The organism is Streptomyces sp. NPDC045695 (genome assembly GCF_056432025.1).
Window position 1 is genome coordinate 182,979 of the sequence record NZ_JBWKJU010000011.1, and the last position, 17,047, is coordinate 200,025.

14 protein-coding genes and 1 tRNA gene are annotated in these 17,047 nt (G+C 71.3%); 7 read left to right on the forward strand and 8 right to left on the reverse strand.

Going from position 1 to position 17,047, the window contains the following annotated elements:
- Positions 1-20: 20 nt before the first annotated feature.
- Positions 21-746, forward strand: a complete 726-nt coding sequence (locus AC07DU_RS20870; RefSeq protein WP_479112817.1) for a class E sortase — start codon at positions 21-23, stop codon at positions 744-746.
- Here the strand turns inward: AC07DU_RS20870 and AC07DU_RS20875 are convergent.
- The 7 genes from AC07DU_RS20875 to AC07DU_RS20905 all read right to left on the reverse strand — a co-directional run bounded on the left by AC07DU_RS20875 (position 743) and on the right by AC07DU_RS20905 (position 10,093).
- Positions 743-1,804 carry a restriction endonuclease gene (locus AC07DU_RS20875; protein ID WP_453373297.1) on the reverse strand — a complete coding sequence of 354 codons (1,062 nt, stop codon included), beginning with the start codon at positions 1,802-1,804 and terminating at the stop codon, positions 743-745. The genes AC07DU_RS20870 and AC07DU_RS20875 overlap by 4 nt on opposite strands.
- Positions 1,805-1,983: 179 nt before the next feature.
- The gene (gene pknB, locus AC07DU_RS20880) at positions 1,984-3,993 is read right to left on the reverse strand and encodes a Stk1 family PASTA domain-containing Ser/Thr kinase (protein WP_479029387.1); all 2,010 of its coding nucleotides are present in this window, start codon (positions 3,991-3,993) and stop codon (positions 1,984-1,986) included.
- 195 nt (positions 3,994-4,188) lie between these two features.
- Positions 4,189-5,655 carry a peptidoglycan D,D-transpeptidase FtsI family protein gene (locus tag AC07DU_RS20885; protein WP_479112820.1) on the reverse strand — a complete coding sequence of 489 codons (1,467 nt, stop codon included), beginning with the start codon at positions 5,653-5,655 and terminating at the stop codon, positions 4,189-4,191.
- A complete protein-coding gene (locus AC07DU_RS20890; protein WP_360897188.1) occupies positions 5,652-7,076 on the reverse strand; it encodes an FtsW/RodA/SpoVE family cell cycle protein in 1,425 nt (474 codons plus the stop codon). Before AC07DU_RS20890 ends, AC07DU_RS20885 begins: the two co-directional genes overlap by 4 nt.
- A 31-nt stretch (positions 7,077-7,107) precedes the next feature.
- Positions 7,108-8,565, reverse strand: a complete 1,458-nt coding sequence (locus AC07DU_RS20895; protein ID WP_360897189.1) for a PP2C family protein-serine/threonine phosphatase — start codon at positions 8,563-8,565, stop codon at positions 7,108-7,110.
- 147 nt (positions 8,566-8,712) lie between these two features.
- The gene (locus AC07DU_RS20900) at positions 8,713-9,210 is read right to left on the reverse strand and encodes an FHA domain-containing protein FhaB/FipA (protein ID WP_360897191.1); all 498 of its coding nucleotides are present in this window, start codon (positions 9,208-9,210) and stop codon (positions 8,713-8,715) included.
- 10 nt (positions 9,211-9,220) lie between these two features.
- A complete protein-coding gene (locus tag AC07DU_RS20905) occupies positions 9,221-10,093 on the reverse strand; it encodes an FhaA domain-containing protein (protein WP_479112822.1) in 873 nt (290 codons plus the stop codon).
- A gap of 293 nt (positions 10,094-10,386) precedes the next feature.
- Between AC07DU_RS20905 and AC07DU_RS20910 the strand changes: the two genes are divergently transcribed.
- The 6 genes from AC07DU_RS20910 (at position 10,387) to AC07DU_RS20935 (ending at position 15,880) form a co-directional block, all read left to right on the forward strand.
- Positions 10,387-10,469 (forward strand) — tRNA-Leu (locus tag AC07DU_RS20910).
- Between the two features lie 209 nt (positions 10,470-10,678).
- The gene (locus tag AC07DU_RS20915; RefSeq protein ID WP_479112824.1) at positions 10,679-12,361 is read left to right on the forward strand and encodes a sensor histidine kinase; all 1,683 of its coding nucleotides are present in this window, start codon (positions 10,679-10,681) and stop codon (positions 12,359-12,361) included.
- 8 nt (positions 12,362-12,369) lie between these two features.
- Positions 12,370-13,029 (forward strand): response regulator transcription factor, encoded by a 660-nt coding sequence (locus AC07DU_RS20920; RefSeq protein WP_360897198.1) that lies wholly within the window; start codon positions 12,370-12,372, stop codon positions 13,027-13,029.
- Positions 13,030-13,081: 52 nt separating this feature from the next.
- Positions 13,082-14,482, forward strand: a complete 1,401-nt coding sequence (locus tag AC07DU_RS20925) for a DUF2252 domain-containing protein (protein ID WP_479112826.1) — start codon at positions 13,082-13,084, stop codon at positions 14,480-14,482.
- Positions 14,483-14,631: 149 nt separating this feature from the next.
- Positions 14,632-15,465: a hypothetical protein gene (locus tag AC07DU_RS20930; protein ID WP_479029396.1), complete on the forward strand. Its 834-nt coding sequence runs from the start codon at positions 14,632-14,634 to the stop codon at positions 15,463-15,465.
- A 70-nt stretch (positions 15,466-15,535) separates the two neighbouring features.
- A complete protein-coding gene (locus AC07DU_RS20935) occupies positions 15,536-15,880 on the forward strand; it encodes a rhodanese-like domain-containing protein (protein ID WP_453373290.1) in 345 nt (114 codons plus the stop codon).
- Positions 15,881-15,887: 7 nt separating this feature from the next.
- Here AC07DU_RS20935 and AC07DU_RS20940 read toward each other — a convergent pair whose 3' ends face one another.
- The gene (locus AC07DU_RS20940) at positions 15,888-17,030 is read right to left on the reverse strand and encodes an acyl-CoA dehydrogenase family protein (protein WP_479112828.1); all 1,143 of its coding nucleotides are present in this window, start codon (positions 17,028-17,030) and stop codon (positions 15,888-15,890) included.
- Positions 17,031-17,047: the final 17 nt, after the last annotated feature.

The following is a 17,047-nucleotide window of genomic DNA, read 5'->3' on the forward strand; positions in this document are numbered from 1 at the left end:
GCTCTAAGGACGCATCAGCAGTGTCTCGTTCCCGCCGCCGCGCTGCGGCCCCGCCCGCCGGCAGCCGCAGTGTGCTCGCCGGGTTCCTGAGCCTGTTGGGCGAGGTCCTGATCACCGTGGGCCTGGTCCTGGGCCTGTTCGTCGTCTACTCGCTGTGGTGGACCAACGTGCTCGCCGACCGGCAGGCGTCGGCGCGCGGCGACGAGATCCGCCAGCAGTGGCAGGCACCGGCGCCCGCTCCCGCGGAGCCGGGGGCGCTGGACACGGCGGGCGGCGTCGGCTTCCTGCACGTGCCGGCGATGAAGAACGGCGAGGTCCTGGTCAAGGCGGGGACGACGCCGGGGGTGCTCGACGACGGGGTGGCCGGGTACTACACGGAGCCGGTGAAGTCGGCCCTGCCGTGGGACCCGAAGGGCAACTTCTCGCTCGCGGCGCACCGGGACGGGCACGGGGCGAAGTTCCACAACATCGACAAGGTGAAGAAGGGCGACGCGATCGTCTTCGAGACGCGCGACACCTGGTACGTCTACAAGGTCTTCGCGGAGCTGCGCCAGACCTCGAAGTACAACACGGACGTGATCAACCCGGTCCCGAAGGAATCGGGCAGGACGGCCGAGGGCCGCTACATCACCCTGACCACGTGCACCCCGGTCTACACGTCGAAGTACCGGTACGTCGTATGGGGCGAGCTGGTCCGGACGCAGAAGGTGGACGCGAAGCGAACGCCTCCGGCGGAACTGCGCTAACGCAGCACCTGAAGCCGGACCCCCGCGCTCCACGCCTCAAGAAGCCCCCTGTGGACGGCCGTGACGCCTCCCTGGGCGGAGATGGCCAACGCCTCCCGGGTAAACGCGCACGTGGCCACGTAGAGGGCCACGTCGGCCCGGTGGAGGACCTTGGACGCGCCGAGGAACTTCTGCATCTCGCCGCTGAGCACGTGCCGGAAGGGCGCGAAGTTCTTGCACTGCACGGCGACCGAACGTCCGTCGGCGGTGCGGGCGGTGATGTCGACCCCCCGGTCGCCGCCGTGCCCGCCGTACACCTCCACGTCGGTGCACCCGTCGCGGCGCAGCAGCCCGGCGACGTGCTGCTCGAACTCCCGCCAGTTCATGGCGTCGATGGTCCCGATGACCCCGGTGAGGGCCTTCACGTCCTGGCCGCGCTGGAGCCGGCTGAGCTGGAGGTCGTGCTCGACGAGCCTCATCTGGATCTGCTCCACGTCATTGCGGAGGCTGAGGAGGTCTTTGCGCTGTTCGCCGGAGGCCTCGACGAGGGCGTTGAGCATCGGGACGACGGTCCTGCCCAGCAGCTTGGTGAAGCTCGCCTCGCTGAGCCGGGTGATCCGGTCGTCGAGCGATTCGATGTCGTGGGGGACGGGGCGAGGGCGGGACGACTCCTCGCGGTCCAGCAGGTAGGTGCGGACACTGCGGGCGATCTCGCTGTCGCGCAGCAGCATGGCCACGTTGAGGATGGTCCGGCGGGTGTAGACGGCCAGGTGAACCCGTCCACCACGCCCCTGTGGATAACTCTCGTTTGAAAGAGACAGGTTGTCTCTTTCAAAACTTTCCAGGTCAGCGCCTTTGAGGGTGCGCATGCCGTTCCCCGTGAGTTCCTCGCGGTGGCGCTGGCGCAGCCGGTTGACGACTTCCTCCGCTACCTCGAAGTACGCGGCCACCATCGCCGTCGTCACATGAAGCCCGTCCGGCAACAGCGAGAGGGCCTTCACCTTGTCCAGAACGTGTGACCGTTCCAGAACGCTCTCGCGCAGGGTCCTGGACTCCAGTAGCACGGTTTCGTCGATCACGGCTCGCCCCTCTCCGGCGGAGCACGCTGCCCCACCCCAATCGGGTCAACGACTCCCGACATATGAAGACACGATCGGGTTTCGTTGAAATGTGCGCTGGCGGGGGGCGCGAAAAAGGTCCGGCCCCTCTCCGAGGAGAGGGGCCGGACCTCGTTCTGGTCTGCGGGCCGGGCCGGAGGCTAGCGGCGGCCGCCGCCGCCCGTCAGGCCCGCGATGATGCCGCCGTCCTGCTGGCCCCCCGTGGTCCAGACGTTGACCGTCTGGCCCGAGACGCCGGGGGTGTTCGGCGGCGGGTCGGAGTTCACCACGAGCGCGTTGTCGTCCGTCGGGCCGCTGATGATCCCGAGCTTCAGGTTGGCGCGCTTGAGGTCGTCCTTGTACTGGCCCAGGGTCTTGCCGACGAAGCTCGGGACGACCGTCGCCTGCGCGACCTTGGCGATGGTGATGTTGACCGTCTTGCCCACTTCGAGCTGCTGGCCCGCCGCGTACTGCTGGAGGACGACCGTGCCGGGGGCCGCTCCGGGCTGCTCGGCCTCCGTCACACTGCCGAGCTTGAGCTTGGCGTCGGTGAGGGCCTTGGCCGCCTCGTCCCTGGTCTTGCCCTTGAGCTCGGGGACCTCCGCCTTGGACAGTTCCTTGGCGACGGTCAGCGTGATCATGCTGTTCTTCTCCGCCTCGCTGCCCGCCTTCGGGTTCTGGTCGATGACGGTCCCGGGCGTGCGGTCGGACTCCTGGAGCTTGCGGTCGACCTGGAAGCCCTTGTCCTTCAGCGCCCGTTCCGCGTCCTCGTACTTCATGTTGAGCACGTCGAGGACGGGGATCTTCTGGGCGCCCGAGGAGATCGTCACTGCGACCGTGGAACCCTCGTCGACCTTGGTGTCGGCCACGGGGTCCTGCTTGCAGACGGTGCCCTTGGGCTGGTCGTCGCAGGGTGCGTCGGCGCCCTTGACCACCTTCAGGCCCACGTTGTCGCCGCTCTTCTGCGCCTGCTCCAGGGTCTGACCGAGGAGCTTGGGCACGGAGGGCCGGTTGTCGGCGCCCCCGCTGAAGAGGGAGCGGCCGATGAGGATCGCGCCGACGAGGACGAGGACGCCGGCCGCCACGAGCAGGACCGTGGAGGCCTTGCTCTTCTTCTGCTGGCGGCGGTGCGGGCCCTGGTCGTAGCCGCCGTGCCCCTGGTCGCCGTAGCCGTAGCCACCGTCGCCCGGGGGCATCGGCGGCATCATCGAGGTCTGGCCGGCGTCGGTGGTGCGCAGGGCGGTGGTGGGCTGGTCATAGCCCGCCTGCCCGTAGCCGTGGTTCTGGTCGGGGTAGCCGTAGCCGCCCGTGCTCATGGTGGCGGCGACGGGCTGGCCGTCGAGGCAGGCCTCGATGTCGGCGCGCATCTCGTCGGCCGACTGGTAGCGGTAGTCGGGGTCCTTGACCAGTGCCTTGAGGACGATCGCGTCCATCTCGGGCGTGATCTCGGGGTCGAAGTTCGACGGCGGCTGCGGCTCTTCCCGTACGTGCTGGTAGGCGACGGCCACGGGGGAGTCGCCGACGAACGGGGGCCGGACGCTGAGGAGCTCGTAGAGCAGGCAGCCCGCGGAGTAGAGGTCGGAGCGCGCGTCGACCTGCTCGCCCTTGGCCTGCTCCGGGGAGAGGTACTGGGCGGTGCCGATGACGGCCGCGGTCTGCGTCATGGTCATGCCGGAGTCGCCCATGGCGCGGGCGATGCCGAAGTCCATGACCTTGACCTGGCCGGTGCGGGTCAGCATCACGTTGGCGGGCTTGATGTCGCGGTGCACGATGCCGGCGCGGTGCGAGTACTCAAGGGCCTGGAGGATGCCGATGCACATCTCCAGGGTGCGCTCGGGCAGCAGTTTGCGGCCCGAGTGCAGCAGCTCGCGCAGGGTTGATCCGTCGACGTACTCCATCACGATGTACGGGATGGAGATGTTGTCGACGTAGTCCTCGCCGGTGTCGTAGACGGCGACGATCGCCGGGTGGTTCAGCGACGCGGCCGACTGGGCCTCGCGCCGGAACCGGGCCTGGAAGGACGGGTCGCGGGCGAGATCGGCACGCAGGGTCTTGACGGCGACGGTACGGCCGAGCCGGGTGTCGTGGGCGAGGTAGACCTCGGCCATGCCACCACGGCCGAGCACGTGGCTCAGCTCGTACCGGCCGCCGAGGCGACGCGGCTCTTCCATAACGTTGCAGCCCTCTCCGTCAGTCCCGACCGCACCTGTGTGTGGTCCGGCGGTGTGCTGTTCGCGCAAAGGCTACCGGCCGATCGTCCGTGATCGGTTCGTGGCCACAGCCTGATACTGGACCGGTACCGTACGCTCGGATCCGGGCGGAATTCAGTGATGTGAGTCACTCCGCTCCGGTCCGTTATTCCCTGGTCACCCCTGGCTCTTGAGCACCGCTTCCATGACGGCCTTGGCCACGGGGGCGGCGAGACCGCCACCGCTGATGTCGTCACGGGCGGTGCCTTCGCTGTCCTCGATGACGACGGCGACGGCGACGGGCGAGGTGCCGTCGGCGTTCTCGGCATAGGAGATGAACCAGGCGTACGGGCGCTTCTTGTTGCCCTCGCCGTGCTGGGCGGTGCCGGTCTTGCCGCCGACCTTCACGTCCTTGATCTTGGCCTTCTCGCCGGTGCCCTTCTCGACGACGTTGACCATCATCTGCTGGACCTTCTGCGCGTTGGCAGCGGACAGCGGCCGGCTCATCTCCTGCGGCTCGTGCTTCTCGATGACGTCCAGGTTGGGCGCGGTGAGCTGGTCGACCATGTAAGGCTTCATCAGCTTGCCGTCGTTGGCGATCGCCGCCGTGACCATGGCCATCTGGAGCGGGGTGGCGGCGGTGTTGAACTGTCCGATGGCGCTCTGGGCGTTGCCGTCCTTGCCCATCTTCTTGTCGTAGATGCTGGCGAAGGCGCGGACCGGGATGTCGATCTTGTCGTTGTTGAAGCCGAACTTCTCCGCGGTCTCCACCATCTTGTCGCGGGTGACCTTGTCGCCCATGTTGGCGAAGACGGAGTTGCAGGAGATGCGCAGCGCCTCGTTGAGGCTGGCCTTCTCGCACCCGGCGTGGGAGTTGGGCAGCTGGGTCTTGGTGCCCGGCAGGATGTACGGCTCGGGGGTGTCCGTCGGGTCGTCGATCTCCTTGACGACGCCGTGTTCCAGGGCGGCCGCGGCGGTGAGCACCTTGAAGGTGGAGCCGGGCGGGTAGGTCTCGCGCAGGGCGCGGTTGACGAGGTTCTTGTCCTCGCTGTCCTTGAGCTCGACCCAGGCCTTCTCGTCGTCCTTGGAGTTGCCGGCGAAGCGGGAGGGGTCGTACGAGGGGGTGGAGACCAGGGCGAGGATGGCGCCGGTGCGCGGGTCGATCGCGGCGACCGCGCCCTTCTTGGTGCCGAGCTTCTCGAAGGCCGCCTTCTGGGCTTCGGGGTTGAGCGTGGTGACGACGTTGCCGCCGGCCTTCTTCTCCCCGGTGAACATGCCGATGGTGCGGTCGAAGAAGAGCCGGTCGTCGTTGCCGGTCAGGATGCCGTCTTCGAGGGATTCGAGCTGGGTGGAACCGAAGGCCTGCGAGGCGTACCCGGTGACGGGGGCCCACAGCTGGCCGTCCTTGTAGGTCCGCTTGTACTTGTAGTCGCTGCCGTTGGTGACCGCGGAGCCGGTGATCGGCTCGCCCGCGACGATGATGTTGCCGCGTTCGGTGGCGTACTGGGCGATCTGGACCCGGCGGTTCTCCTTGCGCGTGCTGAGTTCCTCGGCCTGGACGTACTGGAGCCAGTTGGTGCGGATCAGCAGGGCGAGGACGAGCAGCCCGCAGAACAGCGAGATGCGGCGCAGGGGCTTGTTCATGACGGGCGGACCACCTGGGTCATCTCGGAGTCGGGGGACGGGGCGGGGGCCGGGGCCGGGCGGCGTGCGGTGTCGCTGATCCGGATGAGGATGGCGATGAGGATCCAGTTCGCGAGGACGGAGGAGCCGCCGGACGCGAGGAAGGGCATGGTCATGCCGGTGAGGGGGATCAGGCCCATGACTCCGCCGGCGACGACGAAGATCTGGAGCGCGAAGGCTCCGGAGAGGCCGATGGCGAAGAGCTTGCCGAAGGGGTCGCGGGCGGCGAGGGCGGTGCGCACGCCCCGCTCGATGATGAGCCCGTAGATCAGCAGGAAGGCCATCACTCCGGCGAGGCCGAGTTCTTCGCCGACGGTGGAGAAGATGAAGTCGGAGTTGGCGGCGAAGCCGATCAGGTCGGAGTTGCCCTGGCCCCATCCGGCGCCCAGGACGCCGCCGGAGCCGAAGCTCATGATCGACTGGCCGACCTGCTCGCAGGCGCCCGAGGTGGTGTAGCAGGCGAAGGGGTCGAGCCAGGCGGTGACGCGGGCCTTGACGTGGCTGGCGGTGGCGCCGACGACGGTGGCGCCGCCGACCGACATGAGCAGGCCGATGACGATCCAGCTGGTGCGCTCGGTGGCCACGTACAGCATGATCACGAACATGCCGAAGAACAGCAGCGAGGTGCCGAGGTCGTTCTCGAAGACCAGGACGAGCAGGCTCATCGCCCAGATCATCAGGATCGGGCCGAGGTCGCGGCCGCGCGGCAGGTAGAGGCCCATGAAGCGGCGGCTGGCGAGCGCGAGCGCGTCCCGCTTCACCATCAGGTAGCCGGCGAAGAAGATCGCGATCACGATCTTCGCGAACTCTCCCGGCTGGATGGAGAAACCGCCCACGCTGATCCAGATCTTCGCGCCGAAGACGTCGGCGCCCAGACCCGGTACGACGGGCAGGATCAGCAGGATCAGTGCGCCGGCCATGGAGATGTACGTGAACCGCTGCAGGACGCGGTGGTCCTTGAGGACCAGCAGGACGGCGGCGAACAGCGCGACGGCCAGGGCCGTGTACATCATCTGGCGCGGCGCGGAGGGGGTGAACGCGCCGAAGGACCGCTTGGCGAGGTTCTGCAGCCGCTCGGACTGGTCCAGGCGCCAGATCAGGACGAGGCCCAGCCCGTTGAGGAGGGTGGCCAGCGGCAGCAGCAGCGGGTCGGCGTACTTGGCGTACCGGCGTACGACGGCGTGCGCGATCCCGGCGAGGGCGCCCAGGCCGAGGCCGTAGGTGAGCATGCCGGGGGGCAGCTTCCCGTGGATCGACAGGCCCACGTTGGCGTAGGCGAAGATCGGGATGACCACGGCGAAGACGAGCAGCAGGAGCTCGGTGTTCCGCCGGCTCGGCAGCTCGATGGCGCCGATGGTGGTCGTGTTGGTGACAACGCTCATGGTGTGGCAGGCCCCCTGTGCCCGCGGGTGTCTACTGCTTGCCGCACAGGCTGACCACTTGCTGCTCCGCGGGAGTCAGGGTGGAGCCCGGTGTCTGGTTCTGCGCCTCGGCGTTGCGGCGCTCTTCGTCCTTCTTGCAGGCGGACACCTGGACGCCGAGCTCGTCGATCTTCTCGCGGGCGGCGTCGAAGCTGCCTTCGCTGATGGTGGCCTCGACCAGCTTGCGCTTGAAGGGCGGCAGGTACTTCAGTTCGATGTCGGGGCGGTCGGTCTCCACCTTGGAGAGCTCCAGCGGGCCGAGCTTCTGGCTGATCCCGCGGAAGAGCGCCACGTGCTCGCCCTTGACGCCGACGTAGTACTGGGTCTGCGTCCAGCGCCAGCCCGCGTAGCAACCGCCGCCGATGACGCCGGCGACGAGGAGCAGGAGCAGCGTGCGGGTGGTCCACTTGCGCCCTTTGCCGCGGCGCCGGCGGGGGTGGTCGTACGTGTCCTCGTAGCCCGAGTCGCCGTCGTAGCCCTCGGCTTCGCCGAAGCTGCCGTACGCGCCGCCCTGGCCCTGGTCGCCGTACCCGTAGCCGGGCGCGTCGCCGCTGCCGGGGGGCCCGAAGGCGCCCGCGGGCGGGGGGGCCTGGCGGCCGAGGCCGGAGGCGCGGCCGGCCGGGGTCTGCATGGCGTTGCCGCCGTCGAAGAGCTGGTGCTGGTTCTCGGCGACCGCACCGACGACCACCGGGGTGTCGTTGACCTGGGCGGCGAGGGTGTCGCCGCTGTCGGTGTCGAGGACGTCGGCGACGATGCAGGTGATGTTGTCGGGTCCGCCGCCGCGCAGGGCGAGCTGGATCAGCGACTGCACGGTCTCGCGGGGGCCGTGGTAGTCGGCGAGGGTCTCCTCCAGGGTCTGGTGGGAGACGACGCCGGACAGCCCGTCGGAGCAGATCAGGTAGCGGTCGCCGGCGCGGACCTCCCGGATGGAGAGGTCGGGTTCGACGATGTCGCCGCTGCCGAGCGCGCGCATGAGGAGCGAGCGCTGCGGGTGGGTGGTGGCTTCCTCTTCGGTGATGCGGCCCTCGTCGACGAGGCGCTGCACCCAGGTGTGGTCCTGGGTGATCTGCGTGAGGACGCCGTCGCGGAGCAGGTAGGCACGGGAGTCGCCGACGTGGACGAGGCCGAGGCGCTGGCCGGTCCACAGCAGGGCGGTCAGGGTGGTGCCCATGCCTTCGAGCTGGGGGTCCTCCTCGACCATGACGCGCAGCTGGTCGTTGGCGCGCTGCACGGCCGTGGCGAGGGAGGTGAGGATGTCGGAGCCCGGGACGTCGTCGTCGAGCTGCACGAGGGTGGAGATCACCTCGGAGCTCGCGACCTCGCCGGCGGCCTGGCCTCCCATGCCGTCGGCGATCGCGAGGAGACGGGGACCGGCGTAACCGGAGTCCTCGTTCCCCTCACGGATCATGCCCTTGTGGGATCCGGCGGCGAACCGCAGGGACAGACTCATGCGCACCTGCCCTGTCGACGAAGCTTCCTCCGGGTACAACCGGTCTCGAGCCACACTGCCCACCCTCCGGTCGGGAGCGCGCTCGGGTCCGTGTCCTCGGTGGGACGGATCGCCGCCGCGCGCTCGCTCCGCTCGCTCATTCTCGTACTACTTCCGCAGCTCGATGACGGTCTTGCCGATGCGGATCGGTGCGCCCGGCGGAATGGGCGTCGGGGTGGTCAGCCGGGTCCGGTCGAGATACGTGCCGTTGGTGGACCCGAGATCCTCGACGATCCACTGCCCGTCACGGTCGGGATAGATCCTGGCATGGCGGCTGGACGCGTAGTCGTCGTCCAGCACGATCGTGGAGTCGTGGGCGCGGCCCAGCGTGATCGTCTGGCCGGCGAGGGCCACCGTGGTTCCCGTGAGGGTGCCCTCGGAGACGACGAGCTTGGTCGGCGCACCACGGCGCTGGCGCTGCTGCGGCGGAGCGGCCTGGCGGCCCGCCTGCTGCGGGGCGCCGGCGGCGCCGCCGCGGCGGGAGCCGCGCTGGGTCACTCGCGTCCCGAAGAGATCGCTGCGGATGACCTGGACGGCCACGATGACGAACAGCCACAGAACGGCTAGGAAACCCAACCGCATGACCGTCAGGGTCAGCTCTGACATTGCCCCCGCTTCACCCTTCGGCTTGCCGGTAAATGATGGTGGTACTGCCCACGACGATCCGCGAGCCGTCGCGGAGCGTAGCGCGGGTGGTGTGCTGCCCGTCCACCACGATGCCGTTGGTGGACCCGAGATCCTGGATCGTCGAGGGCGTTCCGGTCCGGATCTCACAGTGCCGGCGCGAGACGCCGGGGTCGTCGATCCGCACGTCGGCTTCCGTGCTTCGGCCGAGTACGAGCGTGGGGCGCGAGATCTGGTGGCGGGTGCCGTTGATCTCGATCCAGTGGCGCCGGGGCGCACCGGAGTTGGCCACGGGGGCCACGCCGACGGGTCCGCCGGGGGCGGGCCGCCGTGCGCCGGGACCGCCGGGCGGCGGGGCACTGGGCATGGGCGGGGCGGCGACAGCAGGGGTCCCCCCGCCGTAGGCAGGGGGTGGGTAGCCGTAGCCGCCCTGCGGCGGGCCCTGGGGGGCCTGGCCGTGCGGGGCGCCGCCCGCCTGGGGCTGGGAGGTGCTGGAGGCGAGGGTGCGACTGCGGACCCGGTAGAGCCCGGTGTCCAGGTCGTCCGCCTTCTCCAGGGTGACCTTGATGGGGCCCATGAAGCTGTAGCGCTGCTGCTTGGCGTAGTCGCGGACCAGGCCCGCGAGCTCGTCGCCGAGCTGCCCGGAGTACGGGCTCAGCCGGTCGTAGTCACCGGCGCTGAGCTCGACGATGAAGTCGTTGGGGACGACGGTCCGCTCGCGGTTCCAGATGGTGGCGTTGTTGTCGCACTCCCGCTGGAGGGCTCCGGCGATCTCCACCGGCTGCACCTCGGACTTGAACACCTTGGCGAAGGTGCCGTTCACCAGACCTTCGAGTCGCTGCTCGAATCGCTTCAGAACTCCCATGGGGCACCTCCTCCGTCGTTGTCGCCCTGTACTGCTTACTGATCGTATCCACGCGTGGCGGATTCGGGTGGTTCCCCATCGGTCCTGTGAGGACGAGTGTTGGTCCTCACAAGGGATCGTAGGGGCGCCCCAGGGACAGTGTCCCGCACCTGGGGCGGAGTGCGGGAGTGGCCGTCCGTGCCGGGGCGGCGGGGCGGCGGGAAAGCGATGTGAATCCACCCCGTCCGCCGTGCTAATGTTTCGACGTCGCCAGGGGAACGGCCCGAAAGGGAAGAACCACTGGGGCGCTGCTCGGGCGAGTGGCGGAACGGCAGACGCGCTGGCTTCAGGTGCCAGTGTCCTTCGGGACGTGGGGGTTCAAATCCCCCCTCGCCCACATCGACGAAACGGTCGTCATCGCGAAAGCGGTGGCGGCCGTTTCGCGTTTCCCCGATGCTCCCTGATGTTCCGTGATGTTCCGTGGTGATCCGGGGCAGGTGATCCAGGACACGTGCCCCGTCTCGCGGCCGCCGTCCGACTTTCGTCGTACGGGCCGCGACGAAAGAGGGCGGCCCGGCGGGGGTGCGGGTGTCTAGGGTCGGTCGCGTGGATGTGAAGGCGAAGACGCGTGCGGGCTGGGACTGGCTGAAGGGGCCGGAGCCGTGGACCGGGCGGATGCTGGCGGGGGACCTGCTGCTCGCCTCGGTACTGGCCCTGCTCGGGCTGGGGGTCGAGGAGCTCGACCACGGCTCCGGGAAGCGGATGCTGGTGAGCGCCGCGGCCGTGCTGGTGCTGACCTTGCTGCGGCGCAGGCTGCCCGCGACGACGCTGGTGATCGCATCGGCGGTGAGCCCGTACCTGCCCGGGTCCTTCCTGGTCACGGGCCTGCTGGGCTGGTCGGCGGGGCGCCGGGTCGTCGGGGTGGGCCGGGCGCTGGCCGCGTTCACGATCGCCTTCCTCGCGGCGGTCGGCTTCAGCGTCCTGCACGAGTGGTCGCAGATGAAGCTGCTCCTGGTGATCGTCTTCTCGACCCTGATGTTCCTGGCGATGACGGTCATGCCGGGCCTGGCCAGCCGGTACTGGCACCAGCGCCGTACGCTGCTGCGCGCCCTCCAGGAACGCAACGGTCAGCTGCTGCGCGAGCGCGCCATGGTCGCCGGACAGGCCAGACTGCGCGAGCGGCAGCGGATCGCCCAGGACATGCACGACAGCCTCGGTCACCAACTGGCGCTGATCTCGGTGCACACCGGCGCGCTGGAGGTGGATCCCAAGCTCACCGACCGCCAGCGCGAGGCGGTGGGCGTGCTGCGCCAGGCCTCGGTGGCGGCCATGCACGAGCTGCGCGAGGTGGTGGGCATCCTGCGCGACGGGGTCGAGGCGCCGCTGCCCGCGGAGGAGGCGGCGCAGCCCGCCGCGCGGGGGGTGGCCGGGATCCCGGGGGTCGTGGAGGCGGCGCGGGGTGCGGGGACCGACGTACGGCTGACCGCGTCGGGGCACCCGCGGCCGCTGGTGGCGGCCTGCGACCACGCGGCGTACAGGATCGTGCAGGAGGCCCTGACGAACGCGTACAAGCACGCCCCGGGGGCGCCGATCGCGGTGGAACTGCGCTACGAGGACGACTCGTTGGTGGTGGAGATCTCCAACGGGCCGGCGGCGGGGCCGGGCGCGGGCGAGGTGGTCTCCGGCGGCCAGGGGCTGACGGGGCTGCGCGAGCGGGCCCGCCTGGTCGGCGGGATGGTGCACGCCGGGGCGACCGAGGGCGGCGGGTTCCGCGTGGCCGGGGTGCTGCCGTACGGGACCGAGCCGGCCGGGGTGGCGGACGTCGCGGACGACTTCGGGCAGCAGGCGCAGGCCCAGCCGCCGCTCGGGGCGCCGCCGATGGACTGGGCGGCGGTGGACCGGGAGCTGGCGGTCCGGGGGCGCAACCGGACCGGCGGGGTCGCGCTGGGCTGCGGGATCGCGGTGGCGGCGGTGGTGCTCCTGGTCATCGTGATCGGGGCTTTCGCCGTCATGGTGATCGGCTCGGTCGACGACGCGATGCTCGACAGGGACGAGTTCGACGCCGTCCAGGTGGGGGACTCGGAGCAGGAGGTCCGCGGCCGGCTGCCCTCCGGGGAGAGCATCCTGACGTCGGGCATGGACCGCAAGGGGCCGCCGAGGCCGCCGCGTTCGAGCTGTGTGACCCTGCTCTCGACGGAGGAGACGGAGCTGACCACCGACAGGGTTTTCCGGTTCTGTTTCCGGGACGGCAAGCTCGTGGACAAGCAGGCGTACGAGGTCAAGCAGTAGGAGCACGGGTGACAGCCGAAGTGATCCGCGTGGTGATCGCCGATGACGAACCGCTGATCCGGGCCGGGATCAGGATGATCTTGACCTCGGCGGCGGACATCGAGGTCGTCGCGGAGGCGGCGAACGGCCGCGAGGCGGTGGAGCTGGCCCGCTCGCACGCCCCGGACGTGATGCTGCTGGACATCCAGATGCCGGTGATGGACGGGCTGAGCGCCCTGGGTGAACTGCGGCGGGCGGCGCCGGAGGTGCGGGCGCTGATCCTGACCACCTTCGGGGAGAAGGAGAACGTGCTGCGGGCGCTGGGCCAGGGCGGTGCGGGCTTCCTGCTGAAGGACTCGGCGCCGGGCGAGCTGATCGGGGCCGTGCGCGCGGCCGCGGCCGGGGACGCGTACCTCTCGCCGGGGGCGACCCGGCACGTGGTGGACCAGCTGGCGTCGGGGACGGCCGCCGCGCGCGGCGAGGAGGCCCGGCGCCGGGTGGCGGAGCTGAGCGAGCGCGAGTGCGGGGTGCTGGCCCTCCTGGGCGAGGGCCTGTCCAACGCGGACGCGGGCCGGCGGCTGCACATGAGCGAGGCGACCGTGAAGACGTACGTGAGCCGGATCCTGGCGAAGCTGGGCTGCGAGAACCGGGTCCAGGCGGCGTTGCTGGCCAGGGACGCCGGGCTGTAGATACGGTCAGCCCGTTCTGGAAGCGATCAGTGAACGGGTGGGGGCGGCGCCGATGGCGGCGGTAGCGGGGCAGCGGATTGCGGACGTGGCGGGCTTCGCGCCGCGGGTGGCGGCGGATTCGCCCAAGGCGGAGGGCCGGGCGCTGCGCACCCGCGTGCCGCGCGCGGCCCACGCCGCCTTCGTGGCGCCGGCCGGGCGGCCGGACGCCGTGCGGGCGGTGGAGGAGTCCAACGTCGGGCGGGTCGCCGAGCTGGCTCCCATACGGGTGGGCCGGATGGCGGCGAACCCCTTCGCCTTCCTGCGCGGGGCGGCCGGCCTGATGGCCCACGACCTGTCCGGCGGCCCGGTGACCGGGATCGGCGCGCAGATCTGCGGCGACGCGCACGCGGCGAACTTCGGCCTGTACGGCGATGCGCGCGGGCGCCTGGTCATCGACCTGAACGACTTCGACGAGACCGTGTTCGGTCCGTGGGAGTGGGACGTGAAGCGGCTGGCCACCTCGCTGGTGCTGGCCGGCCGGGTGGCCGGCGCGGACGAGGACACCTGTCGGGCGGCCGCGCTGGACGCGGTCGGCGCCTACCGGCGGACCCTGCGGCTGCTGGCCAGACTGCCCGCGCTCGACGCGTGGAACGCCATCGCGGACGAGGAGCTGGTCTCGCACGCCGACGCCCACGACCTGCTGGGCACGCTGGAGCGGGTCTCGTACAAGGCCCGCAACAACACCTCCGCGCGGTTCGCCGCCAAGTCGACGGAGATCGGGGAGGACGGGGGCCGCCGCTTCGTCGACGCGCTGCCCGTGCTGCGGCGGGTCGGGGACGCGGAGGCGGCGGCCGTGTCGGCCTCGCTGGGCCCCTACCTGCAGACGCTCCAGGGGGACCGGCTGGCGCTGCTGGCCCGGTACGCGATCCACGACGTGGCCTTCCGCGTGGTGGGCACCGGGAGCGTCGGCACCCGCTCGTACGTGGTGCTGCTGCTGGACCACCGGGGCGAGCCGCTGGTGCTCCAGGTGAAGGAGGCGCGGCCCTCGGTGCTGCTGCCGCACCTTCCCGGGCTGGGCTTCGCCCCGCCGGCGCAGGAGCACGAGGGCCGCCGGGTGGTGGCCGGGCAGAAGCGGATGCAGGTGGTCTCGGACATCATGCTGGGCTGTACCACCGTGGAGGGCCGGCCGTTCCAGGTGCGGCAGTTCCGCAACCGCAAGGGCAGCGTGGACCCGGCGGCGCTGGCCGTCGGCGAGCTCGACGACTACGGGCGGATGACCGGGGCCCTGCTGGCCCGGGCGCACGCGCACAGCGCGGATCCGCGGCTGCTGGCCGGGTACTGCGGGAAGAACGAGGAGCTGGACGAGGCGATGGCGGCCTTCGCGGTGGCCTACGCCGACCGGACCGAGGCCGACCACGCGGACCTGGTGTCGGCGGTGCGCGGCGGCCGGATCGCCGCGGAGTCCGGGGTCTGATCGGGGCGGCGGCCGGTCGGGGCGGGGCCTTCGCGGCTCGGATCCGGGCGGGCGTGGCGCAGGCGCGGTTGCCGCCCGGCCGGTGGCGCCCGGCCGGTGGCGCGCCCCGGTTCGGCGCCGCCCGCGCGGGCGGGCCGTAGGCTGGCCGGGTGAGCGAGCACACCGAGCAGAACGTCCCCGACGATTCCGCCGTCACCGAGGAAGAGCGCCCCGAGGCGCGCCTGGAGCGGGCCGTGCGGGCCGCCGAGCAGGCCCTGATCGAGTTCGAGATCGCGGTGGAGACCTTCCGGGTGGAGGTGGAGAACTTCTCCCGCCTGCACCACCAGAAGCTCGGCCCGATGTACTCGCGGCTCGACGAGCTGGACGCGCTGATCGCCGAGGCGAAGGCGGCCCGCACCGGGGATCCCGAGGACCTCCAGCGGGCGAAGGACGCGCGGGCGCTGGTCATGCCGATGCCGGGGGTGGAGGAGCTGTTCCACGACTGGCTGGGCTCGGACGGGATCTCCGACGACGCCTCCGCGATGCTCACCGACCGGCCCGTGCGGCCGCCGGAGCGGGTGCGCCCCTCGGAGGAGGTACGCCGCCTCTACCGCGAGCTGGTCCGCCGGGCCCACCCCGACCTCGCCCAGGAGGACGGCGAGCGGCAGCGGCGCGACGCGTTCATCGCGCGGGTCAACGCCGCGTACGGGCGGGGCGACGAGACGCTGCTGCGCGAGCTGGCCGAGGAGTGGGCGGCCGGGCCGGCGCCCGAGGCGGCCGCGCCGGGCGAGAGCGAGGAGCTGTACGCCCGGCTGGAGTGGCTCTCGCGCCGCAAGGAGCTGCTGGCGCTGGTGGCGCGGGAGCTGGAGGAGAGCGCGATCGGGTCGATGCTGAGGATGGCGCCCGACGACCCGGACCGGCTGCTGGAGGAGATCGCCGAGCAGCTGCTGGCCCAGGTCGGCGAGCGGGAGGCGGAGCTGGCCGCCGCGCTCGCCGCCGGGTGACGCGGGCCACCGGGCGGTGCGGGCCGTCGGCTAGGTTGGACGCACCATCTGCGAGGAGAGAAGGCGACGTATGAACTTCGGACCGCTTCCCTCGGTGGACGCCGCCGCGGTGCCCTCCGAAGGCTTTGTGCTTGACGTCCGCGAGGACGACGAATGGGCGGCCGGTCACGTCGAGGGCGCTCTGCACATCCCCATGAGCGACTTCGTGGCGCGCTTCGGTGAGCTGACCGAGGCCATCGAGGACGGCCGCCGCGTGTACGTGATGTGCCGGGTCGGCGGGCGTTCCGCGCAGGTCACCCAGTACCTGGTGCGCCAGGAGATCGACGCCGTGAACGTCGACGGCGGGATGCAGGCCTGGGAGGGTGCCGGACGCCCGATGGTGACGGACAGCGGGAGCCCGGCCTTCGTCCTGTAACCGCGGCTCAGGCGAGGGGGTGGGCGGCCAGCAGGTCGCCCAGGGCCTCCTCGTGCGCGGCGGCCGGGCCGAGCTGGAGTTCCAGCTGCTTGGCCCAGGCGTGGTAGCGGTGGAGTGGGTAGTCGGTGTCGGCGCCGAAGCCGCCGTGCAGGTGCTGGGCGGTCTGCACGACCCGGCGTACGCCCTCCGAGGCCCAGATCTTGGCGACCGCCACGTCACCGGAGCTCGGCAGCGGACCGCCGGCGGCGCCGGTCGCGGCGTCGAGCCGCCAGGCGGCCTGCCAGAGGGTGACCTCCATGGCGCGCAGGTCGATGTAGCGGTCGGCGGCCTGGACGGCGACGGCCTGGAAGGTGGCCACCGGGAAGCCGAACTGCTCGCGCTTGCTCGTGTACCGGCTGGTCATGGCGAGGACGCCCTCGCCGAGCCCCAGGGCCAGTGCGCAGGTCCCGGTGGCGAGGAGCTGGCGCAGCCGCTCCCAGGCTCCCGGGGCCTCGATGAGGTGGGCCCGGTCCACCCGTACGCCGTCCAGGGCCAGTTCGGCGAGCCGTTCCCCGCTGGTGGAGACCTGCTCGGCGAGGGCGAGGCCCTCGGCGGTGCGCGCGACGAGCGCGAGGACGGCCTCACCCTCGCCGGTGTGGGCCGGTACGGCGATCCAGTCGGCGCTCTGCGCCCACGGGACGGCGGTCTGCGTGCCGTCCAGGATCCAGGCCTCGCCGTCGCGGCGGGCCATGACGGCGAGTTCGGCCGGATCGTGGCCGGAGCGGCCGTGCGCGGCGGCGGTGAGCACGAGCGTGCCGCGCCCGGCGCCGGGCAGCAGGGCGGCGGCCAGTGCGGGGCTGCCGTGGGCCTGGACGGCCATGGCGGTGGCGCAGTGCTCCAGGAGCGGCACGCGCGCCAGTACCCGGGCGGCCTCGCGCAGCACCAGGCACAGGGCGATGGCGTCCAGGCCGGCGCCGCCGTGCTCGGGCGCGAGGACCAGGCTCAGCAGGTCGGACCCGGCGAGCCTGGCCCACAGCGGGCGGTCGAAGTCGTCGGCGACGGCCCCCGGGGTGAGCGCGGGACTGGGGACGCCGTCGGGTGCGACGTCCGCGAACACCGCCCTGGCCGCCTCGACGGCGGCCCGCTGCTCCTCGGTGAAGGTGAAGTCCACTGCCTGTCCTCCCGCGC